Below are 25,842 nucleotides of genomic sequence, written 5' to 3'. Positions count from 1 at the left end.
GCCCGGCGCGGTGGTGTGCACGCCGGCGGCGGAACTCTAGTCAAGCCCGGGGCGGGGTGACAGCGGGGTTTGCCCCGCAAAGCGCGCAAATTAGAGCGATCTCCCGGCAAACATCACGCTTGGCCGAGCAGCATGCGGCAGCGCTTCTCGTGCTGCTGGATCTCGCCCAGCGTGACCTCGATGTCGTGGCGCTGCTGCTCCAGCTGCTCGCGGTGCTGGGCCAGGATGGCCAGGAAGGCGCGCAGCTGCGGCGCGGCGCTGGCCTGGCTGTCGTACATGTCGACGAGCTGCTTGATCTCCTGCAGCGCCAGGCCCAGGCGCTTGCCGCGCAGCGTCAGCTTCAGCCGCGTGCGGTCGCGCGGCGTGTAGACGCGGTTGCGGCCCTTGCGGCCGGGCTCCAGCAGGCCCATGTCCTCGTAGAAGCGGATCGCGCGCGGCGTGATGTCGAACTCGGCGGCGAGCTCGGTGATCGTGTACGTGGGGTTGTCGGTCGCGGCGGCGACAGGTCGGCGGGGCGGCATGGCTAAACTGAGTTGACGTAAACGTCAGTCTAAGTCCCCCGAGCTGCACCATGGCCAACGCACGCGAATCCGAACTCCACTATCCCCTGGGCGAAACCCTGCCCCAGCCCGGCGAGGCCCTCGATCTCGCGCCCGGCCTGCGCTGGGTGCGCATGGGCCTGCCCTTTGCGCTGGACCACATCAACCTGTGGCTGCTGCGCGACCGCATCGATGGCCGCGAGGGCTGGACCATCGTCGACTGCGGCATCGCCAGCGACGACACGCGGGCCAACTGGGAGACCGTGTTCGCCGGCCGCCTGGACGGCCTGCCGGTGCTGCGCGTCATCGCCACGCATTTCCACCCCGATCACCTGGGCCTTGCGCACTGGCTGACCGAGCGCTGGGGCTGCCGCCTGTGGATGAGCGCGACGGACTTCAACCTCGCGCGCCTGGCCAGCAGCTCGACGGTGGGCATGGGCGGCGCGTCGGCCGCGGCCTTCTTCGGCAGCCATGGCCTGACCGATCCCGAATCGCTCGAGAAGATTCGCGCGCGCGCCGACTACTACCCGAAGATGGTGCCCGTCGTGCCGGCCAGCTATCGCCGGCTGATGGACGGCACCGAGGTCGACATCGGCGGGCGGACCTGGCGCTGCATCGCCGGCTACGGCCATGCGCCGGAGCACATCAGCCTGTATTGCGACGCAGCCCGGCTGGTGATCTCGGGCGACATGGTGCTGCCGCGCATCTCGACGAATGTGTCGGTCGTGGACGTCGAGCCCGAGGCCGACCCGCTGACGCTCTATCTGGACTCGCTCGCCCGCTACCTCGAGCTGCCGGCCGACACGCTGGTGCTGCCCTCGCACGGCAAGCCCTTCACCGGCCTGCACCAGCGCGTGGACCAGCTGCGCGAGCACCATGACGAGCGCCTGGCCGAGGTCACGGCGGCCTGCGCCGCTCAGCCCACGCATGCGGCCGGCCTGCTTAACGTGCTGTTCAAGCGCAAGCTCGACCTGCACCAGACCACCTTCGCGATGGGCGAGGCCATCGCCCACCTGAACGCGCTGTGGCTGAAGGGCGAACTCAGACGCGAGCTGGGCGCCGACGGCGTCTACCGCTTCGTGCCGGCCTGAGCCAAAAGAAAAGCCGCCGCGGGCATGCCCGGCGGCGGCGTTTCGGCCTTGCTCGGTATCTTCACTCCCATTCCCTGCCGGCTCTCGCCGACCTTGATACCCGTGTGACAGCGTCGTGGGGAGTGTTGCGGAGCGCGACTGCGATCGGATGACGGTCGGCCGGGAAAATTCACCAGCAAACCATTGCAGGCGGCTCGCGACCGTGCCGCCTCACTGCACGACGATGGACTCGTCGCGCAGCGCCTCGCGCGAGCGCTCAAAGTCGGGCAGCACGGAGCGCACCGTGTCCCAGAAAGCCGGGCTGTGGTTCATCTCGCGCAGATGGGCGAGTTCGTGGGCGACGACGTAGTCGATGATGGCCGGCGTGAAGTGGATGAGGCGCCAGTTCAGCCGGATGCTGCCGTCGGCGCTCGCGCTGCCCCATCGGGTCTGGGCCGAGGACAGGCGCAGCGAGCTCATCGTCACGCCCAGCAATGCCGCAAAGCGCTGGCAGCGCGGCAGGAAGTCCTCGCGCGCCCGTGCCTTCAGCCAGGCCTGGGCGAGGTCGCGAACCTGCTCGGCCGCGGCGCCGCCGGGCAGCGGCAGGCGCAGCTCGCGCGTGGCCGTGTCCCAGACCACCTCGCGCTCGCCCGGCGCGACGACCAGGGTCAGCGCCGCGCCGAGATAGGGCAGCTGGCCGCCGTCCAGCCAGTCGATGCGCGCGGCCTGCATGCGCTGCTGGCGCTCGCGCTGCTCGACGAGCTTGCGCAATATCCATTCGCCCTTGTGATGCAGCGCGCGCTCGATCTCGTTGATGGGCACCCAGCGCGGTGCGCTGACGCGCAGGCCCTGCGGCCCGACGACGAAGCCGATGCTGCGCCGGCGCGCGCGCTTGAGCTCGTAGCCGATGCGGTGCTGGCCCAGCCACAGCTCGCGCAGCGCCCGGGCCGCGCCGGGCTCGGCGGGAGCGATCTCCGGCGCCACGTCGAACAGCGACAGTTGGCTGTCCTGCAGGAGCGGGGCCGGGCGCTTGGCGGGCATGGTGGCGTCAGTGCGAATCGTGGGTTTGATCGAGTGACTGCCGCGGAGCCGGCTTTGCCGGGCCGCTGGCAGTGCCCCCTTCGAGGGGGCCGGCGAAGCCGGTAGGGGGTGGGCTATATCCATCGGGATCGAGGCGGTGCATCTCGCCCTCGATCCAGTCCTTGACCTCCTGCATCAGCTCGGTCGGGTTGCGACCTTCGGGGCGGATCTGGCGGCCGATGGAGATGTCCACCACGCCGGGCCGCAGCAGGAAGCTCTTGCGCGGCCAGCAGCGCGCCGCCGTGGCGGCGATGGGCACGACGGGCAGGCCGGCCTCGATGGCCAGGCGGGTGCCGCCGGTCTTGTAGTCGCCGGCCTGGCCACGCGGGATGCGCGTGCCCTCGGGGAACATGATGACCCAGTTGCCCTGGCCGCCCAGACGCTTGCCCTGCTTCAGCACCTTGTTCCAGGCCTCGGTGCGGCGGCCGCGGTCGATGTGGATCATGTCCATGCGCGCCATCGCCCAGCCGAAGAAGGGCACGTAGAGCAGCTCGCGCTTGAAGACATAGGCCAGCGGATGGCTGAGCAGGGCCGGGTAGGCGAAGGTCTCCCAGGTGCTCTGGTGCTTGGACAGCAGCACGACGCCGGCACGGCGGTCCGAGGCCGAGGGCAGGTTCTCAGCCCCAGAGATGCGCCAGCGGATGCCGCAGATGAAGCGCGCGCTCCAGATCGCGACCTTGAGCCAGCCGGCGCAGGCCCAGTAGACCGGGTCGCCGCGGCGGAAGACGGACAGCAGCAGCACGCCCAGCGCCCAGGGGATGACCGTCACGATCAGCACGACGACGAAGATCAGCGAGCGGATGGCGCTCAGCAAGGTGGACATCAGTTCAGGTCTCCGGCCTGGGTGTCGGGGGTGAGGGCCTCGCCGCGGGCCTCGGCGAGGCGGCGGCGCTCTTCCTGGACGATGGCTTCGGCAAAGCTCGCCAGGTCGTCGTGCACGCGGGCCTGGGGCGCCTGCACGAGCAGCTTGGCGAGCTCCTCGGCGCTGAGGCTGCCCAGGGGGCCGGTCAGCACGAGGTGGGGGATGCAGCCGGCGTTCTGGGCCGTCAGCAGGTCGGTCAGCGATGCGCCGACCATGTGCACCGCGCTCAGCTCGACGTCGAAGCGCTCGCCGATCTGCTTGACGAGGCCCGGCAGCGGCTTGCGGCAGTCGCAGCCTTCCTCGGGCGTGTGCGGGCAGAAGAAGGCCGCGTCCAGGCGCCCGCCCTTCTCGGCCAGCAGCTGGTTCAGGCGCAGGTGCACCGCGTTCAGCGAGGCCATGTCGAGCAGGCCGCGGCCGATGCCGGCCTGGTTGGTGGCCAGCACCGTGTGCCAGCCCGCGTGGTTGAGCCGCGCGACGGCCTCCATCGCGCCCGGCAGCGGGTCCAGCTCCTCGGGCGCCTTGACGTGGTCGTCGCGGTAGCGGTTGAGCGTGCCGTCGCGCCCGAGGATGACGAGCTTCATGCCGTGGGGGTGGTCGACGCGCAGCATCGGCATGGTTCAGCTGGCCAGCTTGGCCAGGTCGGCCACGCGGTTCATGGCCGTGTGCAGGCGGCCCAGCAGCGCGAGGCGGTTGGCGCGCAGGGTCGGGTCTTCGGCATTGACCATCACGCCGTCGAAGAAGGCATCGACCGGGCCCTTGAGTGCGGCCAGGCGTTGCAGCGAGCCGGTGTAGTCGTGCTGCTCGAAGAGGGTGTCGGCCTGCGGCTGCACGGCGGCAATCGCCGCGGCCAGGGCCTGCTCGGCGGCTTCCTTCAGCAGCTCGGCCTTGACCTCGGTCGGCAGCTCGCCCTCGACCTTCTTCAGGATGTTGCCGACGCGCTTGTTGGCCGCGGCCAGCGAGGCGGCTTCGGGCAGCGCGGCGAAGGCGCGCACGGCCTCCAGGCGCTTGGGCACGTCGCCCAGGCGCGTGGGCTGCAGCGCCAGCACGGCGTCGACCTCCTGGGCGCTGTAGCCCTGGTCGCGCAGGCTCACGGCCAGGCGGTCGGCGAAGAACGACAGCAGCGCCTCGCGCGGGTTCGTGATCAGCTCGCCGAACGGCGGCACGGCGGTGTCGATCAGCGCCGGCAGCTCCAGCGGCAGATTCTTCTCGACCAGGATGCGGATGACGCCCAGCGCATGGCGGCGCAGCGCGAACGGGTCCTTGTCGCCGGTGGGCAGCTGGCCGATGCCGAACAGGCCGACCAGCGTCTCCAGCTTGTCGGCCAGCGCGACGACCGTGCCGGTGTGGTTGCGCGGCAGCGCGTCGCCGGCGAAGCGGGGCTTGTAGTGGTCCTCGATCGCGATGGCGACGCCGTCGCGCAGGCCCTCGTGGCGGGCGTAGTAGCCGCCCATGATGCCCTGCAGCTCGGGGAACTCGCCGACCATGTCGGTCAGCAGGTCGCACTTGGCCAGCGTGGCGGCCTGCCTGACTTTGCTGTCCAGCACCTTGAACTCGTCGTCGGCGTCGACCGTGTAGGGCAGGGTCGCCATGCTGAGCTGGTTGACGATGGCATGGGCGATGGCCGTGACGCGCTCGGCGCGCTCGCCCTGCGAGCCCAGCTTGCCGTGGTAGACGACCTTGGCCAGTCCGGGCAGGCGGTCTTCGAGCTTTTTCTTGCGGTCCTGGTCGAAGAAGAACTTCGCGTCGGCCAGGCGCGGGCGCACGACGCGCTCGTTGCCGCCGGTCACGGCGCTGGCGTCGGCCGGGGAGATGTTGCTGACGACGAGGAAGTGGCGCGTCAGCTTGCCGGCGGCGTCCAGCAGCGGGAAGTATTTCTGGTTGGCCTTCATCGTCAGGATGAGGCACTCCTGCGGCACGGCCAGGAACTCGGGCTCGAAGGCGCAGGTCAGCACATTGGGGCGCTCGACCAGGGCGGTGACTTCGTCCAGCAGTGCGTCGTCGGCTATGGGCGTCAGGCCCGGCGCGTCGGCGGCGGCCCTGAGCTGGCGGGCGATCTCGGCGCGGCGCTCGGCGAAGCCGGCGATGACGGCGCCCTGTTCGAGCAACTGCGAGGCATAGCTGTCGGCCGACTCAATGCTCACGGTGGGTTGGGCCGCCTCGAAGCGGTGGCCCTGCGTCGTGCGGCCGGAGGTCAGGCCCAGGGCCTGCACGGGCACGACCTCGCCGCCGTGCAGCGCGATCAGGCCATGGGCCGGGCGCACGAACTTCACGTCGGTCCAGCCGTCGGCGAGCTGGTAGCTCATGACCTTGGGGATGGGCAGCTTGGCCAGCGTCTCGTCCAGCGCCTTCTGCAGGCCCTGGGCGAGCGTGGCGCCGGGCTGCACGCTGTCCCAGAACAGGGCCTCGGCCTTGCCGTCGGGCTGGCGCTTGAGCTGGGGCACGACCTCGGGGCCGGCGCCGACGGAGGCCAGCTTCTTCAGCAGCGCCGGCGTGGCCTGGCCATCGGCGGTCAGCGCGACGGCGACGGGCATCAGCTTGATTCGCTCGGTCCTGTCTGCTGCTTTTGCAAGTACGTCCGGGATGAAAACCGCCAGCCGGCGTGGGCTCGCGAAGTCTTGGCGCCCGCCGCTGGCCAGGGCTGAGGCGTTGGTGATCAACTGAGCTTTATTTAGCCAGTTAGCAACGCCGTCGGCAAATGCGGTTCCCAGCGACTTCAGCGCCTTCGGGGGCAGCTCTTCGACAAACAGTTCAACGAGCAGGTTGGACATCACGCGGCCGCCTTCTTGTTCTTCAGTTCGATCTGCGCGACGACTTCGTCGGCCCAGGCCTTCGGCGCCATCGGGAAGCCCAGCCGCGCGCGGCTGTCGACATAGCTCTGCGCGACGGCGCGCGCCAGGTTGCGGATGCGGCCGATGTAGGCGGCGCGCTCGGTCACCGAGATGGCGCCGCGGGCGTCCAGCAGGTTGAAGCTGTGGCCGGCCTTCAGCAGCTGCTCGTAGGCGGGCAGGGCCAGCTTTTCGGCCATCAGCGCCTGGCTCGTCTTCTCGTGAGCGGCAAAGGCCGACAGCAGGAAGTCCACGTCGCTGTGCTCGAAGTTGTAGGTGCTCTGCTCGACCTCGTTCTGGTGGAAGACGTCGCCATAAGTCAGGCCGTCGGTGTAGACCAGGTCGTAGACCGACTCCTTGCCCTGCAGATACATGGCCAGGCGCTCCAGGCCGTAGGTGATCTCGCCGGTGATGGGCTTGCAGTCGATGCCGCCGACCTGCTGGAAGTAGGTGAACTGCGTGACTTCCATGCCATTGAGCCAGACCTCCCAGCCCAGGCCCCAGCAGCCCAGCGTCGGGTTCTCCCAGTCGTCCTCGACGAAGCGGACGTCGTTCTTCTTCAGGTCGAAGCCGAGAGCTTCCAGCGAGCCCAGGTAGAGCTCCAGGATGTTGGCCGGCGCGGGCTTGAGCACGACCTGGTACTGGTAGTAGTGCTGCAGGCGGTTGGGGTTCTCGCCGTAGCGGCCGTCCTTGGGGCGGCGGCTGGGCTGCACATAGGCGGCCTTCCAGGGCTCGGGACCGAGGGCGCGCAGGAAGGTGGCCGTGTGGCTGGTGCCGGCGCCGACCTCCATGTCGTAGGGCTGGAGCAGCGCGCAGCCCTGTTTGGACCAATAGTCCTGAAGCGTCAGGATGATTTGCTGGAAGGTCAGCATGGGATCAGGCAGATGAGGGGTGGCCGATTCTATTGGGCGGCCCTGCGCAGCCCCAGCAGCGCCAGCAGGGTGGCAGCCCACAGCGGCCACAGTCCCCAGGCGGCCAGCCATCGCGCATAGGGCGTGCTGCCGGCGCGGCCGTCCACCTCGGCTTCGAGCACGCCGCGCACCAGGGCCGGCAGGCGCGCGGTGACGAGGCCGTGGTGGTCGACGACGGCGGTCGCGCCGGTGTTGGTCGAGCGCACGACGGGACGCTGGAATTCGAGGGCGCGCATCTGCGAGAACTGCAGATGCTGGTCCTGGATCATCAGGGTGCCGAACCAGGCCAGGTTGCTGACGTTGACGAAGACGGTGGCGGCATCCGGCCCGACGGCGCTCTGCACGATGTCCTCGCCGAACAGATCCTCGTAGCAGATCAGCGGCCGCAGCCGCTGGCCGGCCACGGCCCAGGGCCGCTGGTGGTCGCCGCGGGCCTGGTCGTCGAGCGGGATGTTCATCGCATGCACGAACCAGCCGAAGCCCGGCGGGATGAATTCGCCGAAGGGCAGCAGATGGCGCTTGCCGTAGTGGTAGCTGCCGCCCAGGGCCACGACGGAATTGACGAAGCCGTCGTGTTCGTTGCCGAGGAAGCTGCCGAGCAGGGCCGGGCGCTCGGGGCGGGACAGGCGCGCGAGCGTCGCGGGGTCCAGCTCGGCCAGCGGCAGCGGCACGACGGACTCGGGCGTGATGACGGCCCGGCCGCGCGCCGATTCGATCAGGCTGGCCAGCGTCTCCAGGTTGGCCGAGAAGCGCGCGGCGTCGAACTTCTGGTCCTGCGGGATGCTGGGCTGCACGAGGGACACGGCCAGCTTGCCGGTGGAGCTCGTGAAGTCCTGCGGCAGCAGCAGGCCGGCGAGCGGGACCAGCAGTGCGGGCGCGGCCCAGGCCACGGCGCCGCGCTTCAGCCAGACCAGGCCGGCGGCGGCCAGCGCGGCCAGCGCGCAGATGCCGTAGACGCCCAGCCACGGCGCCCAGCCGGCCAGCGGGCCGACCGTGTGCGCATAGCCCGAGGCGATCCACGGGAAGCCGCTGAAGCAGCTGGCCCGCGCCAGCTCGGCCAGCAGCCAGGCCGGCACCAGGGCCAGCACGCGCCAGCGCCCGGGCGCGATCCAGCGGGCCGTCAGCCCCAGGGCCAGCGCGTAGTAGCCGCTCAGGAAGGCGGCCAGCAGCGCGACCGCGAGCGCGGCGGCCAGCCAGGGGATGCCGCCGAACTGGTGCATGCTGATGTGCAGCCACCACAGGCCCGAAGCCAGCCAGGCCAAGCCGAACAGCGCGCCGGCCAGCGCCGCGGCCCGGGGCGTCGCGCGCTCGACGATGGCGAACAGCAGGGCCAGCGCGAGGATCTGCAGCCACCAGGCCCCGGTGGGGGCGAAGGCGGCCGTGTGCAGCAGGCCCGCGCCCAGCGCGAGGGCCGCGGCCTTCGCGCCGCTCACGCCTCGGCCGCGTCGTCGGGCGCGCGCGTGACCTTGAACCAGCGCACCGCGCCGCCGCGGGTCAGCATGACGGCGAAGTTCAGGCCGGCGATGCGCACGACCTCGCCGCGGCGCGGCACGCGGCCGTGCTCATGGGCCACGAGGCCGCCGATGGTGTCGAAGTCGTTGTCCGGCAGCGCCAGCCGGAAGGCGCCGTTGACGGCGGCGATGCTGGCGTCGCCGGCCACGCGCTGGCTGCCGTCGGCCAGCGTGTAGATGCCGGTGTCGGAGCTCTGCTCGTCGAACTCGTCCTCGATCTCGCCGACGATCTCCTCCAGCACGTCCTCGATGGTGATGAGGCCGGCCGTGTTGCCGAATTCGTCGATGACGATGGCCAGGTGGCTGCGGTTGGAGCGGAAGTCGCGCAGCAGCTCGTTCAGGCCCTTGCTCTCGGGCACGAAGACCGTCGGGCGCAGCAGCGCGCGCAGGTTCAGCTCGGGGGCGCGCTGCATCTTCAGCAGGTCCTTGGCGAGCAGGATGCCGATGATGTTGTCGCGCGCGCCCTCGTAGACGGGAAAGCGCGAATGGCCGCTGTCGATGACGATGCCCAGCAGCTCGTCATAGGGCGCGTCGATGTCCAGCAGGTCCATGCGCGGCGCGGCCACCATCGCGTCCCCGGCCGACAGCTCGGCCATGCGCAGCACGCCCTCCAGCATCTGGCGCGACTCGGGTTCGATCAGCTCGCGCTGCTCGGCGTCGGCCAGGGTTTCGATCAGTTCGGTCTTGGAGTCGGGGCCGGGGTGTAAAAACTCCAGCATGCGCTCCAGCAGGCCTCGCGCCTCGGGCGGTTGTTTGGCGGCCCCGCGAGCTGGGGGCCGACCTGAATGCGGTTCGCTCAAGGGGAGCTTCAGGGGTTTGCGGAAAGGACAGAATAGCCGATTGGTTTGACAAGACCTTGTCCCGGGGCGCCCCGCCCCCATCTCTGCTGCCTTCGACGAAAACGGCCCCCATCATGTCCACTGCCCCCGGTCTCATTCCCGCCACCATCCTCACGGGCTTCCTCGGCGCCGGCAAAACCACGCTGCTCAAGCGCGTGCTGACCGAGGCCCACGGCCAGAAGATCGCCGTCATCGAGAACGAGTTCGGCGAGGAGAACATCGACACCGACATCCTCGTGTCGGACACCAACGAGCAGATCATCCAGATGAGCAACGGCTGCGTCTGCTGCACGATCCGCGAAGACCTGCGCACGACGCTGTCCGACCTGGCCGCCAAGCGCCGCAAGGGCGAGCTGGACTTCGAACGCGTCGTCATCGAGACCACCGGCCTGGCCGACCCCGGCCCGGTCGCCCAGACCTTCTTCATGGACGACGAGATCGCCGAGGCCTATCTGCTCGACTCCATCCTGACGCTGGTCGACGCCAAGCACGCCGACGGCCAGCTCGACACCCGCCAGGAAGCACGCATGCAGGTGGGCTTCGCCGACCAGATCTTCATCAGCAAGAGCGACCTGGTCGAGCCGGCGGCCGTCGACGCGCTGGTGCACCGCATCAGGCACATGAACCCGCGCGCGCCCATCCAGACCGCGCATTTCGGCGAGGTGGCACTGAGCCAGGTGTTCGACCTGCGCGGCTTCAATCTGAACGCCAAGCTGGAGATCGACCCCGATTTCCTCAAAGCGGACGATCATGGCCACGACCATCATCACCATGATCACGACCATGAGCATGGCGAGCATTGCGACCACCCGCACCACCATCATCACGACGACGACGTGAAGAGCTTCGTCTTCCGCTCCGACAAGCCCTTCAACCCGGCCAAGCTGGAGGACTTCCTCGGCGCCATCGTGCAGGTCTACGGACCCAAGATGCTGCGCTACAAGGGCGTGCTGAACATGAAGGGCACCGACAAGAAGGTGATCTTCCAGGGCGTGCACCAGATGATGGGTTCCGATCTCGGCCCGAAATGGATGCCGGGCGAGAAAAAGCAGAGCAAGATGGTGTTCATTGGCATCGATCTACCGAAGGAAGTGCTGATGCAAGGTCTGGAAGGCTGTCTGGCGTGATGTTTTTGGCTGCTGCAAGCCGGGCTTTCAGGGGGCGGCAGACGCATGAATCCGCATGGCTACAATCCGCCGCGCTCAAAATCGGGCAGCCGGCTGAAAAGCAGTGGGATCAAGGTCTGACACCGCGCCGATGCCCACCCAGAGCGAGGAGATGACTGTGAGCAAGACCCCGGCCCCCAAATCCGCCGCCGCACCCGCCAAGGGCGCGAAGACGGCCGCCAAGCCCGACGCGGGCGTGGCAACGCTCGACGCTCCGGCGCCGAGCAACCGCTTTGCCGACCGCTTTGCTCCGCCCAAACCCCCGGTGCGCGGCGCGGCCGTGGCCGACGAGGCCCCGCGCGTGGCCGCCAAGGGCGATCCCAAGCTGGCCAATGCCTGGAAGACCAAGGCGGGCGCCGAGCTGACCGACGCCGAAGTGCTGGCCATGCCGGACTCGGAGTACATGAATGCCAAGCAGATCGAGTTCTTCCGCGCCAAGCTCACCGAGCTGAAGGACGGCGTGCTGTCCAACGCCGGCGAGACGACCGAGCATCTGCGTGAGGACACCACCATCGTCCCCGACCCGGCCGACCGCGCCACCATCGAGGAAGAGCATGCGCTGGAGCTGCGCACCCGCGACCGCGAGCGCAAGCTGCTGAAGAAGATCGTGCAGTCCATCGCCCGCCTGGACAGCGGCGACTATGGCTTCTGCGACGAGACCGGCGAGCCCATCGGCCTCGGCCGCCTGATCGCCCGCCCGACCGCGACGCTGTCGCTCGAAGCGCAGCAGCGCCGCGAGCTCAAGCAGAAGATGTTCGGCGATTAAAACCACGCCGCCCATGTCCGACTCCAAGCCCGCAGACCCCAAGGAAGGCGACAGCTTCTTCCGCAAGGTGGCGCGCTTCGTCGCCAACCCGACGACGGACTGGGCGGAGATCAACTCGCGCCAGGACGACCCCGAGGGCGACCTCGCCAAGGCCGAGCTGCGCGCGATGGTCGAGCGCAAGCGGCGCAACGACTTCGTGCGCAAGCGCGAGCTCGACATGCTGCGCCGCATCCGCCGCGAAGGCCTGACGCCGGAGCAGCTGGCCGCGCTGGCCTCGTCGCCGTCGCGGCTGGGCGACGACGAGCGCCTCAGCGAGCCCAACTCCAAGATCGACCTCGGCGTGAAGGCCAAGATCGACGAGATCGAGCAGCAGATGGTGGGCGAGAGCTTTGCGACGACGCAGGCCGTGCCCAAGCACCAGCCCGGCTTCTTCGAGACCAGCACGCGGCCCGCGGCCTTTGCGCCCACCGTGACCGTGCCGCCGGGCATGGAGGCCGGCGGGCGAGTCAGCGAGTTCTCCAGCCCCCAGGAGGTCGAGCGCCTGTCCACGCCGCCGCCGCCCGCCGCCGTCACGATGGGGGCGGCCATCCCGCCGCTGTCCGACGCGCCGCCCAGCATGCTGCCCGAGCTGCCGCCGCTGGACATGCCGCTGTCCTTCGCGCTGGCGGATGCCTCGGCGCCCGTCGAGGTGCAGGAGGTCGTGCACGACCCCGAGCTCGACGAGGCCGTCATCGCCTTCGCCAATGCCGACTACGACACCAGCGAGCGCGCGCTGACCGAGCTGGTGCGCCCGGGCGGCAGCCGCAACCTGCACGGCGAGACCTGGCTGGTGCTGTTCGACCACTACCGCGCCACCGGCGCCCAGGGCAGGTTCGAGGCCTTGGCCGTCGAGTACGCCCAGCAGTTCGGCCTGTCGGCGCCGCAGTGGTTCTCCATGCCCAAGCTGGTCGCCGAATCGGCCCGCCAGGCCGGCCGCTCGCCGATGGCCAAGGCCAGCCAGGTCAGCTGGACGGCGCCGCCCACGCTGACCGCCGACGACGTGGCCCTGCTGCAGAAGCGCGCCGAGACCCTGCCCATGCCCTGGGTCTTCGACTGGAACTCGCTGGACGAGGTCGAGATCGACGCCGCCATCCAGATGCGCCAGCTGTTCCGCCAATGGGCCCAGCAGCAGGTCGACCAGCGCTGGGTCGGCGGCGACCGCTTCCTGAACCAGCTGAAGGAACTGGCCCCGGTCGGCGAGCGCGACACCGATCCGGCGCTGTGGATGCTGCGCCTGGAGGCGTTGCGCCTGGCCAACCGGCCCGACCAGTTCGACGAGACCGCCATCGATTACTGCGTGACCTACGAGGTCTCGCCGCCGTCCTGGGAGCGCGCCAAGTGCCGCGTGCGCGTCGGCGGCAACGGCAGCTCGACCAACAGCCCCGCGACGAGCTCGATGCAGGCCGATGGGCAGTCGACTTTCCTCGACACCGACGCGCACGACGCGGCCCACCGGGCCGCCCAGCTGGAGCTGATGGGCCAGCTCAGCGGCGACATCTCGGACCACCTGCGCGCGATGTCCGGCGAGGTCGGCGAGGCCAGCCTCATCAACATCTCCTGCACCAAGCTGATCCGCCTGGACTTCATGGCCGCGGGCGACCTGCTGAACTGGGTGCTGTCGCGCCGCAGCGAGAACCGCATGGTCGTCTTCACCGACGCCCACCGCCTCGTCGCGCTGTTCTTCGGCGCGATGGGCATCAACGAGCATGCCAAGGTCAAGGTCAGAATCAACTAGGGTCTGTTAGCGCTACGGCAGCGGCCCGCTTCCGTAGCGCTAACAGACCCTGGCCTTGCGAAACTCGGGCCGGACCACAACTGGAACGGCCATGTCCTCTGATTCCTCTTCCGCCGTCTACCACGGCACCACCATCGTCTCGGTGCGCCGGCAGACGCCCGCCGGCTGGCAGGTCGCCATCGGCGGCGACGGCCAGGTCACGCTGGGCAACACCATCGTCAAGGCCAGCGCGCGCAAGGTGCGCAAGCTCTACCGCGAGCAGGTGCTGGCGGGCTTCGCCGGCGCGACGGCCGATGCCTTCACGCTGTTCGAGCGCTTCGAGGCCAAGCTGGAGAAGCACCAGGGCCATCTGGTGCGCGCCGCCGTCGAGCTGACGCGCGACTGGCGCACCGACCGCGTGCTGCGCCGCCTGGAGGCCATGCTGGCCGTGGCCGACCGCTCGGCCTCCCTCATCATCACCGGCAACGGCGACGTGCTGGAGCCCGAGCAGGGCATCGTCGCCATCGGCTCCGGTGGCCCCTTCGCGCAGGCCGCCGCCAAGGCGCTGCTCAACCACAGCGAGCTGAGTGCGGCCGACATCGTCAAGCGCTCGCTGGAGATCGCCGGCGAGATCTGCATCTACACCAACCAGAACCACACCCTCGAGGTGCTCGAATGAGTTCGATGACCCCGCAGGAGATCGTCTCCGAACTGGACCGCCACATCGTCGGCCAGCAGGCCGCCAAGCGCGCCGTGGCCATCGCGATGCGCAACCGCTGGCGCCGCCAGCAGGTCGACGAGAAGCTGCGCGCCGAGATCACGCCCAAGAACATCCTGATGATCGGGCCCACCGGCGTCGGCAAGACCGAGATCGCGCGCCGCCTGGCGCGGCTGGCCGGCGCGCCCTTCGTCAAGGTCGAGGCGACCAAGTTCACCGAGGTCGGCTATGTCGGCAAGGACGTCGACTCCATCGTGCGCGACCTCGTCGAGGTCGCCGTCAAGCAGGAGCGCGAGGCCGCGCTGCGCCGCTGCCAGACGCGCGCCGAGGACGCCGCCGAGGAGCGCATCCTGGACGCGCTGCTGCCGGGCTCCGAGCCGGACAACGCGACGCGCCAGAACTTCCGCAAGAAGCTGCGCGAGGGCCAGCTCGACGACAAGGACATCGAGCTCGACCTCGCCGCGCCCAAGCCCAGCCTGGAGGTGCTGACGCCCTTCGGCAACCAGCCTGGCATGGAAGACATGGCCGAGCAGCTCAAGGGCCTGTTCGGCCAGATCGGCGCCGGCCAGAAGAAGCCCCGCAAGCTGAAGATCGCCGAGGCCCTGCGGCTGCTGGTGGACGAGGAAGCCGCCAGGCTCGTCAACGAGGAAGAGATGCGCGCCGCGGCCCTGGCCAATGCGCAGGAGATGGGCATCGTCTTCATCGACGAGATCGACAAGGTCGCGTCGCGCCAGGAGCAGGGCGGCGCGGAGGTGTCGCGCCAGGGCGTGCAGCGCGACCTGCTGCCGCTGGTGGAGGGCACGACCGTGTCCACCAAGTACGGCCTCGTGCGGACCGACCACATCCTCTTCATCGCCAGCGGCGCCTTCCACCTCAGCAAGCCCAGCGACCTGATCCCCGAGCTGCAGGGCCGGCTGCCGATCCGCGTCGAGCTGGACTCGCTGTCGGTGGCCGATTTCGAGGCCATCCTGACCAGCACCCATGCCAGCCTCGTGAAGCAATACCAGGCCCTGCTGGCCACCGAGGGCGTCATGCTGGAACTGCAGCCCGACGCCGTGCGGCGCATCGCGCAGATCGCCTACGAGGTCAACGAACGCACCGAGAACATCGGCGCGCGGCGCCTCGCGACGGTGATGGAGAGGCTGCTCGACGAGATCAGCTTCGACGCGCCGCGCCATGCCGGCCAGGCCGTGGTGCTGGACGCGGCCGCCGTCGATGCCAAGCTCGGCGCGCTGGCCGCCAACGAGGATCTGTCGCGCTTCATCCTGTGACGCAGGATCTCGGCGCCCAGCTCGACCGGCTGCTCGATCAACCTACCGCCGCCAGGGACGGCTGGCTGCGGGCGCTGGCGCGGGAGCATCCCGAGCTGGCCGCGCGGCTGCGCCGCCTCTGGGAGGGGCTGAGGCAGGCCGACGAGGCCGGCTTCCTGGACACCCCGGCCCAGCTGTCGGCGGGCGATGCCGCCGCCGCGACCGAGGGCGCCCTCGTCGGCCCCTGGCGGCTGCTGCGGCCGCTGGGGCGGGGCGGCATGGCCGAGGTCTGGCTGGCCGAGCGCGCGGCGGGCGACTACGAACGCCAGGTCGCGCTGAAGCTGGCCCGCGCGTCGGCCGGGCAGGCACGGCGCTTCGAGCGCGAGCGCGACGTGATGGCCGCGCTGACCCACCCCTGCATCGCGCGGCTCTACGACGCCGGCGTCAGCGACGGCCAGGCCTGGATCGCGATGGAGTTCGTGGCCGGCGAGCTGCTGCCGGCGGCAGCGGCCCGGCTGACGCTGCACGAGCGCGTCGAGGTGCTGGCGCGGCTCGCCGAGGCCGTGCAGCACGCGCACGCCCGCCTCGTCGTGCACCGCGACATCAAGCCCGGCAATGTGATGCTGGACGCGGCGGGCCAGCCCCGGCTGCTGGACTTCGGCATCGCGCGGCTGCTGGACGGCAGCGTCGACCTGACGCGGCTGGGCGCGTCGCCGCTGACGCTGGAGTTCGCCGCGCCCGAGCAGCTGCGCGGCGAACGTGTCGGCGTGGCCTGCGACGTCTACGGCCTGGGCCTGCTGGGCTTCGTGATGCTGGCCGGCGCCAGCCCCTTCGCGGCCCGGCGCGGCGACAGCGCCAGCCTGATGGCGGCCATCCTGCAGGGCCGCATCGCCCGGCCGTCGAATGCCGCGGGCGACGCAGGCCGCGGGCTGCGCGGCGACCTCGACGCCATCCTGCTGCGCGCGGCCGCGCTGGAGCCCGAGGCCCGCTACGCCAGCGCGCAGGCGCTCGCCGACGATCTGCGCCGCCATTTGCGGGGCGAACCCGTGCAGGCCCGCCCCGCGCGGCTGGCCTATGTGGCGGGCCGCTGGCTCAGGCGCCACCACGTCGCGGTCGCCGCCGGCGCGCTGGCGGCGCTGACCCTGGTCGGCGCCGCGGCCTGGGCCCTGCACAGCGCGCAGGCGCAGGCCCGCTCGGCGCGCCGGGCAGAGGCCCAGTACGACTTCTTCCGCCGCCTGCTGGTGCACGACGAGTCCGAAATGTCCGACGTCGCGCACCGCGATGCGCGCGTCGAGGACGTGCTGCGCCAGGCGGCCAGGGAGCTGCCCGCCGCGCTGCAGGACGCGCCCGAGGCCCGCTATCAGCTGATGCGCGACCTCGCCCCGATGCTCGACGGCCTCGGCGAAGGCGCCGCCGCCATCCAGCTGCTGCAGACCCAGCGCGCGCAGGCCCGGCGCAGCCATGGCGAGCACGGCGTCGAGGCGGCCAAGCCGCTGCTCGTGCTGGCACAGCTGCAATGCGAGGCGCGCGACGACTTCCGCTGTGCCTACGACATGGTTCACCAGGCCTGGCGCGACTTCCGCGATGCGGGCCTCGACGACGCCGAATGGCTGGGCGGCAGCGAGGCCCTGGTGGGTTATTACGGCTGGCGGGCGCGGGGGCGCGTGGGGGCCGAAGACCTGGCGCGCACCGAGCACGCCGCCGCGCTGCTGCGCGAGCACCCCGAGACGAAAAGCCTCGCCAACGACGCGCTGGCGCTGCTGGCCGAGATGTACCGCGCCGATGGCCGCCCCGACGACGCCCTCGCGGCGGCCCGCGAGGGCGTCGCCTTCAACCTGCGCTGGCTGGGGCGCGACAACTGGCACACCGCCGAGCTGATGGGCCAGGCCAGCAGCGCCGCGCTGGCCGCGGGCCGGCTGGACGAGGCCCTGGCCTGGCAGCAGGACGCGCTGGCGATCCAGGACCGCGTATGGCCGCAGGGCCACCCCTGGCAGGTGCGCGACCGCGCGCTGCTGGCGCGGCTGCTGGTGCTGGGACGCGACCAGGGCCGCGCCGTGCGCCTGCTGGCCGAGGCCCGCGAGCTGGTGGGCCGGAGCGTCAGCCGGGGCAGCAGCGGCGGCCAGCGCCAGCAGCAGCGCCTGCGGCTGGGCGAGCTGATGGTGCAGGGCGTTCTGGGCCGCTGGCCGCCCGACGAGCCGGATTGCCGGCCCGGCGTGACGCCGGCCGAGGATTCGCTGCGCCTGAACTGGTGGCAACGCTGCGCGCAACGTGCGCTGGCGGCGGGGGACCTCCCCGCGGCCGATGCGCTGCTGACCCAGGCCGAAGGCCTGCCGCGCCCGCCGGCGCCGGGCTATGCCGAACTCCGCCGCGCCGAATGGCGGGCCGCACGCGGCGAGACGGCCGCCGCGCGCGACGCATTGCAGGCGCTGCTGCGCGGCGCGCCGCACACCGACTGGCTGCTGCGCGCCGACGCCTGGCTGGCCCTGAGCCTGGCTGCGCCGCAGGCGGTGGACGAGAGGGCGCTGAAGTCCGAGCGCGCCGCGTTGCCCGCCGGCACCGGCGAGGCCGCCGCGCTGCTGGACGAAGCCCTGGGCCGCAGCCTTCGGGCCCGCGGCGAGCGCGAGGCCGCCAGGCAGGCGCTGGCGGCGGCGCTGCGCTGGCGCGAAAGCCAGCCCGCGCAGGCCGGCGGCCTGTGGCTGGCGCGCGTCAGGTCGGCGCTGGAGCAAGGCCGGCCGCCGCCGGGCTGACGGCGCGGCCCCGGGTCAGTTCAGCAGCGTCCGTGCGCTGCCGGTCCAGCGCAGCAGCTGCATCAGCGACGGCGCCTGGGTCTTGCCCAGCAGGTTGCGCACATGGCTGCGCAGCGTGGACAGCTGCAGGCACAGGTGCCGGGCCGCGAGCTCGACCGTCATGCCGTCGGCCAGCAGCATCAGCACATGGCGCTCCGTGGGGCTGAGGCGGCAGGTCTGCGCCAGCACGTCGATGCGGGCGCACTGGGTCAGCGCCGGCTGGTCGATCTGCAGGACCAGCAGCACCGTGCCCTGCGGGCCGTGCAGCCCGTCGGCGAACTCCGGGCAGGGCGTCGCCAGCGCGCGCAGCCAGCCGGTGGACAGGTTCTTCTCGAACCAGATGCCGCAGTCGCAGCCGCCGCTGGCGTCGGCATTGCGCAGCATCTGCGCGATCTGCAGCGTGCCCAGCTGGCCCAGGGACGCCAGCCGGCCGTCGGCGATCTGCAGGCATTGATCCTGGAGCAGGCGCTGGGCGCGCTGGTTGCGCACCAGCACCATGCGGTCGCGGGCCACGACGAGCACGGCCTGGGGCAGCAGCTCCAGCATGGTCCAGGCGCTGGTGCGCCGCACGGCGGGGACGGCGCTGCCGTCGAAGCTCGGCGCGTCGAAGCGGGGCAGGGCGGGCGCGGTGGCCAGGGCACTCATGGCAACTCCTTTGCGGCTGGGGCCAGGCTCCGGAGTCTTGCCATGTCCGCGGCGGGCGTCCTGAATCCGTACTAAAGCTGCGGGGGCGCCTTCCTAAAAATTGCTAATCCGGGCCAGGCGCTGCTGTCGGGGCTTCATGGGGCGGTCTCCGGGGCGTCGTGGAGCGCGGCGGGCGCCGGCGCGAACTGGGCGCGGACGAGGGCCATCAGCTCGGCCTCGTCGGCGATGGCGCCCTGGTGGCGCCAGTGCTGCAGGTCGTCGGCCGCGAGCCGGGGCTCGATCAGCGCCAGCGCGCGCTCGCGGGCCATGCAGGAGATGGGGTCGCGCTCCATGCCGCTGCTGGCCGCGAACTCGTCGCCGGCCCCGAGGAACTGCGCGGCGGCCGGCAGCGCGCCCGCGGCGGCGGCGACCCAGGCAAAGATGTCGCAGCGCGAGCGCAGCAGGTTTTCCTGCCGCAGCGCCTGCGCGGTGCGGATGACGGCGCCGGCCGCCTCGTCGACGCGGCCGGCGGCGACCAGGGCCGCCGTCAGCCCCGTCATCGCGCGCGCCCGGGCCAGGCCGAACCTGAGGTTGGCGCCCTGCAGGTGCACCAGCAGGTCCTGGCAGCTGGCCACGGCCGCGTTGGCATGCCCGACCTGCAGATGGCTCCAGGCCATGTCGGCGATCAGCAGCATGCGGTAGTGCTCGAACTCGTGGGCCTCGGCCAGCGGCAGGGCCGTCTGCGCGTGCAGCAGCGCCATGCGGTGGTCGCCCCGGGCCGCGGCGAGCAGCACCTCCACGCGCAGCCGGCGCACGCGGTCGGAGGCGCGCGGCCGGGGCCCTTCGAGCGCGCGCGCGGTCTGCAGATGGGCTTCGGCCAGGTCCAGCCGCCCGGCCAGCAGCTGGGCCTCGGCCAGGTGGCGCTGGCAGCCGTGGCGGTGCAGGGGCTCGCCCTGGTCCTGGAACATCGCGTCGGCCTTCTGCAGGTAGTCGATGCACAGCGAGCCCGGCAGGCGGCCCTCGACGCCGAGCCGGCCCAGCCAGTGCCAGTAGCGGGCGCGCAGCGCTTCGGGCAGCTCGTCGGAGATCAGGTGCTGCACCCGCAGCAGGTTGTCGATGGCCTCGCCGATGGCGCCGGTCGCGCCCAGCACGACCGAGGTGTAGGTGGCGATCGTGGCCGCGACCTCGCCGTGGCCGGGGTGGGCCAGGCTCCAGGCCAGCGCGGCGCGCATATTGGGCATCTCCTGGTGCAGCCAGACCGTGTCCCGCTCGCGGGCGCCCAGCAGGCACAGCGCGGCCATCGCCCGCGCCAGGCGGCTGTGCCAGTCGATGCCGTCCTGCTCCTGGCCCAGGCAGTCCAGCGCGAAGGCGCGCGTGGTCTCCAGCATCCGGTAGCGGCGCCGCCCCTCGGCCTGCAGGGTCACGAGGGAACGGTCCACCAGCAGGTTCAGGTGCTCGACGAGGTCCGAGTCCGACTCGGCCGTCAGCAGCAGGGCCGCGCCCTCCAGGCTGAAGCCGCTGGGGAAGACCGCCAGCCGGTGCAGCACGTGCCGCGTGCGCCGGCTGAGCAGTTGGTGGCTCCATTCGAGCGCGGCCTGCAGGCTGCGGTGCCGGGGCGGCGCGCTGCGCTGCCCGCCCGTGAGCAGGCGCAGGCGGTCGTGCAGGCGGCTGCGCACGCCGGCCGGGCCGAGCAGCGGGATGCGGCTGGCCGCGAACTCCAGCGCGAGCGGAATGCCGTCGAGCTGGCGGCAGATCTCGACCAGGTGGACGATGTCGGCGGCGTCGGGCTCGAAGTGCCCGCCCATGGCCGCGCGCACCCGCTCCAGCAGCATGCGCACGGCGCCGTAGCTCTGGACGTCGGGGCAGTCCACCGAGTCCGGCACGGCCAGCGGGGCCAGGCGCAGCAGATGCTCGCCGCGCACGTGCAGCGGCTCCTGGCTGGTGGCCAGCACCTGCACGCGCTCGGCGCGGGCCAGCAGCGCGTCGACGAAGGCGGCCGCCGCATCGACGACATGCTCGCAGTTGTCCAGCACCAGCAGCAGCTCGCGGTGCTGCAGCTGGGCCAGGCAGGCGGCCAGGGCCTCGCGCTCGTCGCCCGGCTCCAGGCCGATGGTGTGGCAGATGGCCAGGCCGAGCTGCCCGGGCTCGCGCACCTGGGTCAGGTCGATGCACCAGGCGCCCTGGGCATGGCGCTTGCGGCCATAGAGCCGGCGCGCGGCGACCTGGGCCAGCGTCGTCTTGCCGATGCCGGCCAGGCCGCAGACGGTGACACAGTCGGCCTGCGCGAACTCGGCCAGCAGCTGCGCGAGCTCGGCCTCGCGGCCGTACAGCGCGGGCGGGCGCACCGGCAGGTTGCCGGGCGGGGCTTCGCCGGCATCGGCGGCCGCCGCGTCCGGCAGCGGCGCGGTGAACTGGTAGCCGCGCCCGCTGACCGTCTTGATGACGTCGGCGCCGAGCGCCTTGCGCAGCGCCGAGATCTGCACGCTGAGGTTGTTGTCCTCCACCACCAGCCCGGGCCAGACCTGCTGGAAGATCTCGTCCTTGGTGACGACGCGCTCGTGCCGGCGGGCGAGCAGCAGCAGCAGGTCGAAGGCGCGCCCGCCCAGCGCCACGGCACTGCCGCGCACCCATACTTGGCGCAGGCGCGGGTGGATCTCGAAGTGCTCGTACTTCAGCGCGGCCGGGGCGTCGTGGGCGTTCGCGTTCATGGGCGCTCAGATCGCCACGGGCAGCGACTCCAGGCCGCGGAAGTAGATGTTGTCGATCCAGGCGGGCACGGCGTGCGGGTCGACGAGGCGCATCCCCGGTGCCCTGTCCATGATGCCGCCGAGCAACTGCGGCAGCATGAGCTGCTGAAGCGCCGCGCCTATGCAGTGGTGGGGGCCGGCGCCCAGCGAGAAATGCGGCGGGGCGAGCCCGCGGTTCCAGAGGAAGTCATCCAGCCGCGCATGCGGGCCGCCGTCGCGGTTGGCCGAGGCGGCGACGGCGAACACCGGCGTGTCCGGCGGCAGGGTCACGCCGCCGATGCGGACCCGGCGCGCCGTGTAGCGCTGGATGATGGTGACCGGCGGGTCGAAGCGGCGCGACTCGTCGAGGGCGGTCGCGAGCGGCGCGGCGCGGGCGGCGGCCGGCTGCAGCGCCGCCAGATGCGCCCAGACGGAGAGGCCCGGCGCAGCCTCGTGGGCCAGGAAGTTGTACGTCGCGGAGCTGAACAGCAGCTGCGGCGCCAGTTGGCCCGCCAGCACGAACTGCAGCAGCGAGGTCGCGGCGGTCTTGAAATCCAGCGTCCGCTGCGGGCCCGACCGCGCGGCAAGGCCGGGGATCGGCAGGCGCGTGCGCGCGGCGATGCCGCCCAGCAGCGTGCCGGCATAGGGGCTCCCGCCCAGCGGCGCGAGATCCCACAGCATGGCCAGCGCCAGTTGCACGGCCAGATGGCCCCAGAGCCTCGCGAGGGCATTGCCGGCGGCCAGTTGCGCCGCGCCGCGGCGGGGCACCGGCTGGCAGAACTGCCGCATGGCCAGTGCCGCGTGATCGCTGCAGGTCTTGCGGTCTTCCTCGGGCAGGCCGAAGAACTGCCAGTAGACCTCGCTCAGCACCGGGACGCCGAGGTCGCGCACGATGTCGAACTGCGGCAGCTCGCCGAGTTTTCCCCAGTGTTCCTGCAGGGCCGCGTTGAGCCTGGCGGAGACGGCGGCGAAAGGCGCCTCCATGCTGTCCCGGAAGGCCTGGCGGACCCGGTCGTGGTCCTCGCCGTCCAGCGTGATGATGCCGCGCAGCCCGGCCGTCGAGGGCGCCTGCACGAAGTCGCCCACGTCGGTCAGGATGCGCTCCACCTCGGCGCGCCGCAGCGCCAGGAAGGCCTGGTGGGAGGGCTCCCAGAAGAAATCGATGCCGCGCGCCCGCAGGCAGCGGTAGCGTGTGCAGGGGTCGGCAATGAAATGCGTCGACAACGCGTGGAGGTCGTGGGCCCGCGCCGTGGTCAGGTCGCCGAGGTCGGGCGGCGCTGTCGGCGCCCGGCCCTTCAGCTTCTCGGCCACCCATCCGCTGGACAGCACATGGCGCACCAGCCATTCGATCGCGAACTCGCTGATCCGCGGCGGCAGGCCCCGGATGGCCTGCGCCCGCACGCGCAGCACGCGCTCCAGGCCCTGCGGCTCGGGCCAGGTCGCGACGGGCGGCAGTTCGGGGCCGGGGCGGTCGAGAGCCGGCAAGCCGCGCAGCATGGAAATGCCGGGAAAGAACAGGTAGAGGCTGCCCCGCGTGCGAACCAGCGGCGGGATGTCGGCGCTCTGGGTGGGCGACCAGCGGAAGGGCGCCGTCCCGCTGCGCAGGCCGGCGATGGGGTCCGAAAGGCCGCTTTCGCCGCCCTGCACCCATTGGCGCTGGATGAACTCGAACTGGCGTTCCAGGTCGGCGCACAGGAAGAGCCCCATCAGCCCCTTGCGGTCTGCCTCGCCGTCCTTCCACTGCGCCGGCATGCCGCGGCGCAGCAGCCGGCGCGTGTGGCGCACGCCCGGCGCGCGGTGGGAGCGCGCATTGGTGCGGCGGATGTGGGCGTCCAGCGGGCAGCGCCGGCCGTCGTGGTCCAGCGGCTCGCCCGGGTACTCCCAGTTGGGCGCGTAGTCGAAGTCGTTGCGCGGCATGATGCCCGGCGGGAGCGGCCCCGGGTCGCTGCGATGCTGGCTCAGCGGCTGGCCGTCGGGCCAGCGGCCCAGCAGCCGGGCGGCCGCGTCGCTCGGGCGGCCGCCGAATTGCGCCGCCAGCCCGGCGGTGACCTGCTCGAACCGGGCCACATCCTGCTCGATCAGCCGCAGCGCGCCGAAGCAGCCATTGCGAGCGAGGTCGGGCGGCATGTGGCGGGGCAGGGACTCGCCGCCATAGATGCTGTCGTAGCCCGGGCCCAGCAGGAACTCGCCCGGGCTGGATGCCGGCTGCATGGACAGGCGCCGGCCGGCCGGGAGGCGCTGGCCGGCGATGCGCGGGTCGGTGATGCCATCGCGGTAGTCGAAGTAGATGCGGTCGTCCTCCAGGGCCTGGGCGTTCTCGCTGTGCACCAGGGCCAGGCCGTTCGCGGCGGCCCCGGCCGTCAGCCGCGCGACGTCCGCGGCGTAGTCCGCCGAGGCCGGCGGCTTCAGCCCGTACAGCGACAGCAGCACATGCACAGGCCGCGTGACGGAGCCGCCGAAGCGCCACAGCGCCGGCGCGCTGTCGGCGGCGTCGCCGTTGCCCGCCGCGCGCTGCGCCGGGCCTTCGCGGAAGGCCTGGGGAAAGCGCGCGAGATCCTCCGAGCGCGTCGGCAGCAGGGCCTGCAGGCCCTCAAAGGTGAAGGCCACGTTGAGCAGGGCGTGCTTGGGTTTGGTGTCGCCCCAAGGCCGGCTGTCCTGCACGGGCAGGCCGGCCAGCCAGACCCGCGCCGTCGCCGCATCGGTCACCTGCAGCATCAGATGGGTGGCCTTCCAGGCATGGAAGCCGCGCAGGATGTTCCCCTGCACGTCGGCCAGGTGGACCTTGGCGGCGCGGCGGTCCGGCGCGGGGCGCAGGCCATCGGTGGCCGGGTCGCGCGGCCCGGCGATGTCGACGACGGTCCGGGTCGGGTAGGCCGAGTAGACGGGGTAGTCGAAATCCGGCGGGAACACATTGCCGGTGCTGTTGCCGCTGCGCGGCGCATAGGGCACGCGGTTCCATTTCTCGACATAGGTCCAGAACTCGTCCGGGTATTGCTGCACGGGCAGCGGGGGCGGCTCCTCGACATAGGACAGCAGCTTGTTGAACACCTCGCCCAGCGCGATGACGAAGTCCATCACATAGGGCTTCAGCGGGCCGTCGAACTCGGTGACGACGACCAGGGCCGAACCGTCCCAGGAGGGCAGGAAGCGGGCGAAGTGCAGGAAGGACAGATCGTTCAGCGCGCGCTGGATGATGGGCTGCGAGGTCGCCACGTCCAGCAGCATCAGCGGCAGCCTGGCCGGGTCGGCCAGCTTGAGCACCAGGTTCAGCGCATGCGGGTGCTGGCCGGGGCTGGTGCCGGCGATCAGGCCTTCGGCCCAGTCAGGAAACTTGTCCACGATCCCTCCCGTCCTGCGCGGGCCGGCGGCCGTGCCGGGGCGCCGCAGCGGCCCTGTACCGGTACGGGTTCGGCCCACGACCCGGCGAATGTAGTCATTTGCAACGGCCGCCGAAAGCCGGGCCCGCCGTGCATCGGCGCGTCGAGGCGCTGCGATGCCTGCGGTTGCGGTCGAGCGTTCGGACGTTCGGGACCGAACTCTAGGAAGCGGCCCGCCGCGCGTCCTCGTCTGAATTGATGAGGCGGCGGGGCCGGGCGTCAGGCCCGGTGCGCGTCCATCGCCAGCAGGCCGTCGAAGATCAGCCCTTCGATGAGCTCGTGTGGCGCATCCAGTGCCGGCGCCACCTTCCAGCCCGCGCCGCCCGTCATCAGCAGCAGGGGCTCGCGGCCCTCGCGCTGGGTCAGCAGCCGCTGCATGCGCTCGATGGCGCCGGTGATGGCGAAGGTGCCGCCGGTCGTCAGCGCGTCGCTGGTGTTGGTGGGGAAGTCGCGCACCTCGCCGGTGGGCACGCGCAGGCCGGCCGTGCCGCCTTCCAGCGCGCGCAGCATGATGCCGTGGCCCGGCAGGATCAGGCCGCCGAGGAACTGGCCGTCGCCGGAGAGGGCGTCCACCGTCACCGCGGTGCCGATCATCACGGTCAGCACCGGGCCGTCGAAGCCGCGCTTCCTCGCATGGGCGTGGGCGCCGATGACGGCCACCCAGCGGTCGGCGCCCAGCCGGGTCGGGTGGTCGTAGCCGTTGCGCACGCCGGCCGCCTCGGCCGCGGGCACGACCCAGCGAGCATTGAGGTCCCAGTGCTCCATCTGCTCCTCGACGCGGCGGCGCACCGCGTCGCCGGCCACATTGCTGCCCAGCATGCGCGTCGGCGGCGCCAGGCCCTGCCAGTCCTCGTCGGCGAGGCGGTCGATGTTCTCGAGGAAGACGGCGCCATGCTGCAACGGCGCGCTGCCCGGCTCGGCGCCGTCTGCGTAGACGGCCCACTTGAGCCGGGTGTTGCCGATGTCGATGGCCAGAAAGCTCATGGTGGGCCGTGCCGTGAAGGATGGCGCGAGCCTACCAGCAGGTCTTGCGCGTCCG

Annotated in this window: 19 protein-coding genes; 7 read left to right on the top strand and 12 right to left on the bottom strand. The window is 71.5% G+C overall.

Annotated elements, in window-relative coordinates; genetic code table 11:
* Positions 1–113 precede the first annotated feature (113 nt).
* Positions 114–521, bottom strand: coding sequence for a MerR family transcriptional regulator (locus tag NYP07_RS13345; protein ID WP_268151221.1), 408 nt, complete (start codon positions 519–521; stop codon positions 114–116).
* A gap of 50 nt (positions 522–571) precedes the next feature.
* Between NYP07_RS13345 and NYP07_RS13340 the strand changes: the two genes are divergently transcribed.
* The gene (locus tag NYP07_RS13340) at positions 572–1,630 is read left to right on the top strand and encodes an MBL fold metallo-hydrolase (protein ID WP_268151219.1); all 1,059 of its coding nucleotides are present in this window, start codon (positions 572–574) and stop codon (positions 1,628–1,630) included.
* A 210-nt stretch (positions 1,631–1,840) separates the two neighbouring features.
* On the opposite strand, the gene NYP07_RS13335 is transcribed toward NYP07_RS13340, so the two are convergent.
* The 7 genes from NYP07_RS13335 to NYP07_RS13305 are packed head-to-tail and all read right to left on the bottom strand — an operon-like array spanning position 1,841 to position 9,598.
* Complete coding sequence (locus NYP07_RS13335; protein WP_268151217.1) at positions 1,841–2,650, bottom strand: M48 family metallopeptidase; 810 nt, start codon at positions 2,648–2,650, stop codon at positions 1,841–1,843.
* A gap of 7 nt (positions 2,651–2,657) precedes the next feature.
* Positions 2,658–3,512, bottom strand: coding sequence for a lysophospholipid acyltransferase family protein (locus tag NYP07_RS13330; RefSeq protein ID WP_268151215.1), 855 nt, complete (start codon positions 3,510–3,512; stop codon positions 2,658–2,660).
* On the bottom strand, positions 3,512–4,165 hold the full coding sequence (gene gmhB / locus NYP07_RS13325; RefSeq protein WP_268151213.1) for a D-glycero-beta-D-manno-heptose 1,7-bisphosphate 7-phosphatase: 654 nt from the start codon (positions 4,163–4,165) through the stop codon (positions 3,512–3,514). The genes NYP07_RS13330 and gmhB overlap by 1 nt, the downstream gene beginning before the upstream one ends.
* 3 nt (positions 4,166–4,168) lie before the next feature.
* Complete coding sequence (gene glyS / locus NYP07_RS13320) at positions 4,169–6,319, bottom strand: glycine--tRNA ligase subunit beta (RefSeq protein WP_268151210.1); 2,151 nt, start codon at positions 6,317–6,319, stop codon at positions 4,169–4,171.
* A complete protein-coding gene (gene glyQ, locus NYP07_RS13315; RefSeq protein WP_268151208.1) occupies positions 6,319–7,248 on the bottom strand; it encodes a glycine--tRNA ligase subunit alpha in 930 nt (309 codons plus the stop codon). Before glyQ ends, glyS begins: the two co-directional genes overlap by 1 nt.
* A gap of 29 nt (positions 7,249–7,277) precedes the next feature.
* A complete protein-coding gene (gene lnt, locus NYP07_RS13310) occupies positions 7,278–8,720 on the bottom strand; it encodes an apolipoprotein N-acyltransferase (protein ID WP_268151205.1) in 1,443 nt (480 codons plus the stop codon).
* Positions 8,717–9,598 (bottom strand): HlyC/CorC family transporter, encoded by an 882-nt coding sequence (locus tag NYP07_RS13305; protein ID WP_268151203.1) that lies wholly within the window; start codon positions 9,596–9,598, stop codon positions 8,717–8,719. The genes lnt and NYP07_RS13305 overlap by 4 nt, the downstream gene beginning before the upstream one ends.
* Positions 9,599–9,711: 113 nt before the next feature.
* Here NYP07_RS13305 and NYP07_RS13300 point away from each other — a divergent pair, with 113 nt between their 5' ends.
* From NYP07_RS13300 to NYP07_RS13275, 6 genes are all read left to right on the top strand, one after another.
* A complete protein-coding gene (locus tag NYP07_RS13300; protein WP_268151201.1) occupies positions 9,712–10,764 on the top strand; it encodes a CobW family GTP-binding protein in 1,053 nt (350 codons plus the stop codon).
* 151 nt (positions 10,765–10,915) lie between these two features.
* On the top strand, positions 10,916–11,569 hold the full coding sequence (dksA, locus tag NYP07_RS13295) for an RNA polymerase-binding protein DksA (RefSeq protein WP_277583795.1): 654 nt from the start codon (positions 10,916–10,918) through the stop codon (positions 11,567–11,569).
* 13 nt (positions 11,570–11,582) lie between these two features.
* Positions 11,583–13,343, top strand: coding sequence for a hypothetical protein (locus tag NYP07_RS13290; protein WP_268151197.1), 1,761 nt, complete (start codon positions 11,583–11,585; stop codon positions 13,341–13,343).
* 91 nt (positions 13,344–13,434) lie between these two features.
* Entirely contained in the window at positions 13,435–14,001 is a 567-nt protein-coding gene (gene hslV / locus NYP07_RS13285; protein WP_268151195.1) for an ATP-dependent protease subunit HslV, read from the top strand.
* Complete coding sequence (gene hslU / locus NYP07_RS13280; RefSeq protein ID WP_268151192.1) at positions 13,998–15,311, top strand: ATP-dependent protease ATPase subunit HslU; 1,314 nt, start codon at positions 13,998–14,000, stop codon at positions 15,309–15,311. Before hslV ends, hslU begins: the two co-directional genes overlap by 4 nt.
* On the top strand, positions 15,308–18,037 hold the full coding sequence (locus tag NYP07_RS13275; protein ID WP_268151190.1) for a serine/threonine-protein kinase: 2,730 nt from the start codon (positions 15,308–15,310) through the stop codon (positions 18,035–18,037). The genes hslU and NYP07_RS13275 overlap by 4 nt, the downstream gene beginning before the upstream one ends.
* A 15-nt stretch (positions 18,038–18,052) precedes the next feature.
* Here NYP07_RS13275 and NYP07_RS13270 read toward each other — a convergent pair whose 3' ends face one another.
* From NYP07_RS13270 to NYP07_RS13255, 4 genes are all read right to left on the bottom strand, one after another.
* Positions 18,053–18,721, bottom strand: a complete 669-nt coding sequence (locus NYP07_RS13270) for a helix-turn-helix transcriptional regulator (protein ID WP_268151188.1) — start codon at positions 18,719–18,721, stop codon at positions 18,053–18,055.
* A gap of 134 nt (positions 18,722–18,855) precedes the next feature.
* A complete protein-coding gene (locus NYP07_RS13265; protein ID WP_268151184.1) occupies positions 18,856–21,408 on the bottom strand; it encodes an ATP-binding protein in 2,553 nt (850 codons plus the stop codon).
* A 6-nt stretch (positions 21,409–21,414) separates the two neighbouring features.
* Positions 21,415–24,765: a hypothetical protein gene (locus NYP07_RS13260; RefSeq protein WP_268151182.1), complete on the bottom strand. Its 3,351-nt coding sequence runs from the start codon at positions 24,763–24,765 to the stop codon at positions 21,415–21,417.
* A gap of 257 nt (positions 24,766–25,022) precedes the next feature.
* Positions 25,023–25,787: a type III pantothenate kinase gene (locus NYP07_RS13255; RefSeq protein ID WP_268151180.1), complete on the bottom strand. Its 765-nt coding sequence runs from the start codon at positions 25,785–25,787 to the stop codon at positions 25,023–25,025.
* Positions 25,788–25,842 lie beyond the last annotated feature (55 nt).

Source organism: Pelomonas aquatica (assembly GCF_026712205.1).
In the GTDB taxonomy this organism is placed as follows: domain Bacteria; phylum Pseudomonadota; class Gammaproteobacteria; order Burkholderiales; family Burkholderiaceae_C; genus Pelomonas; species Pelomonas aquatica.
This window is presented reverse-complemented; position numbering and strand designations above follow the sequence as displayed.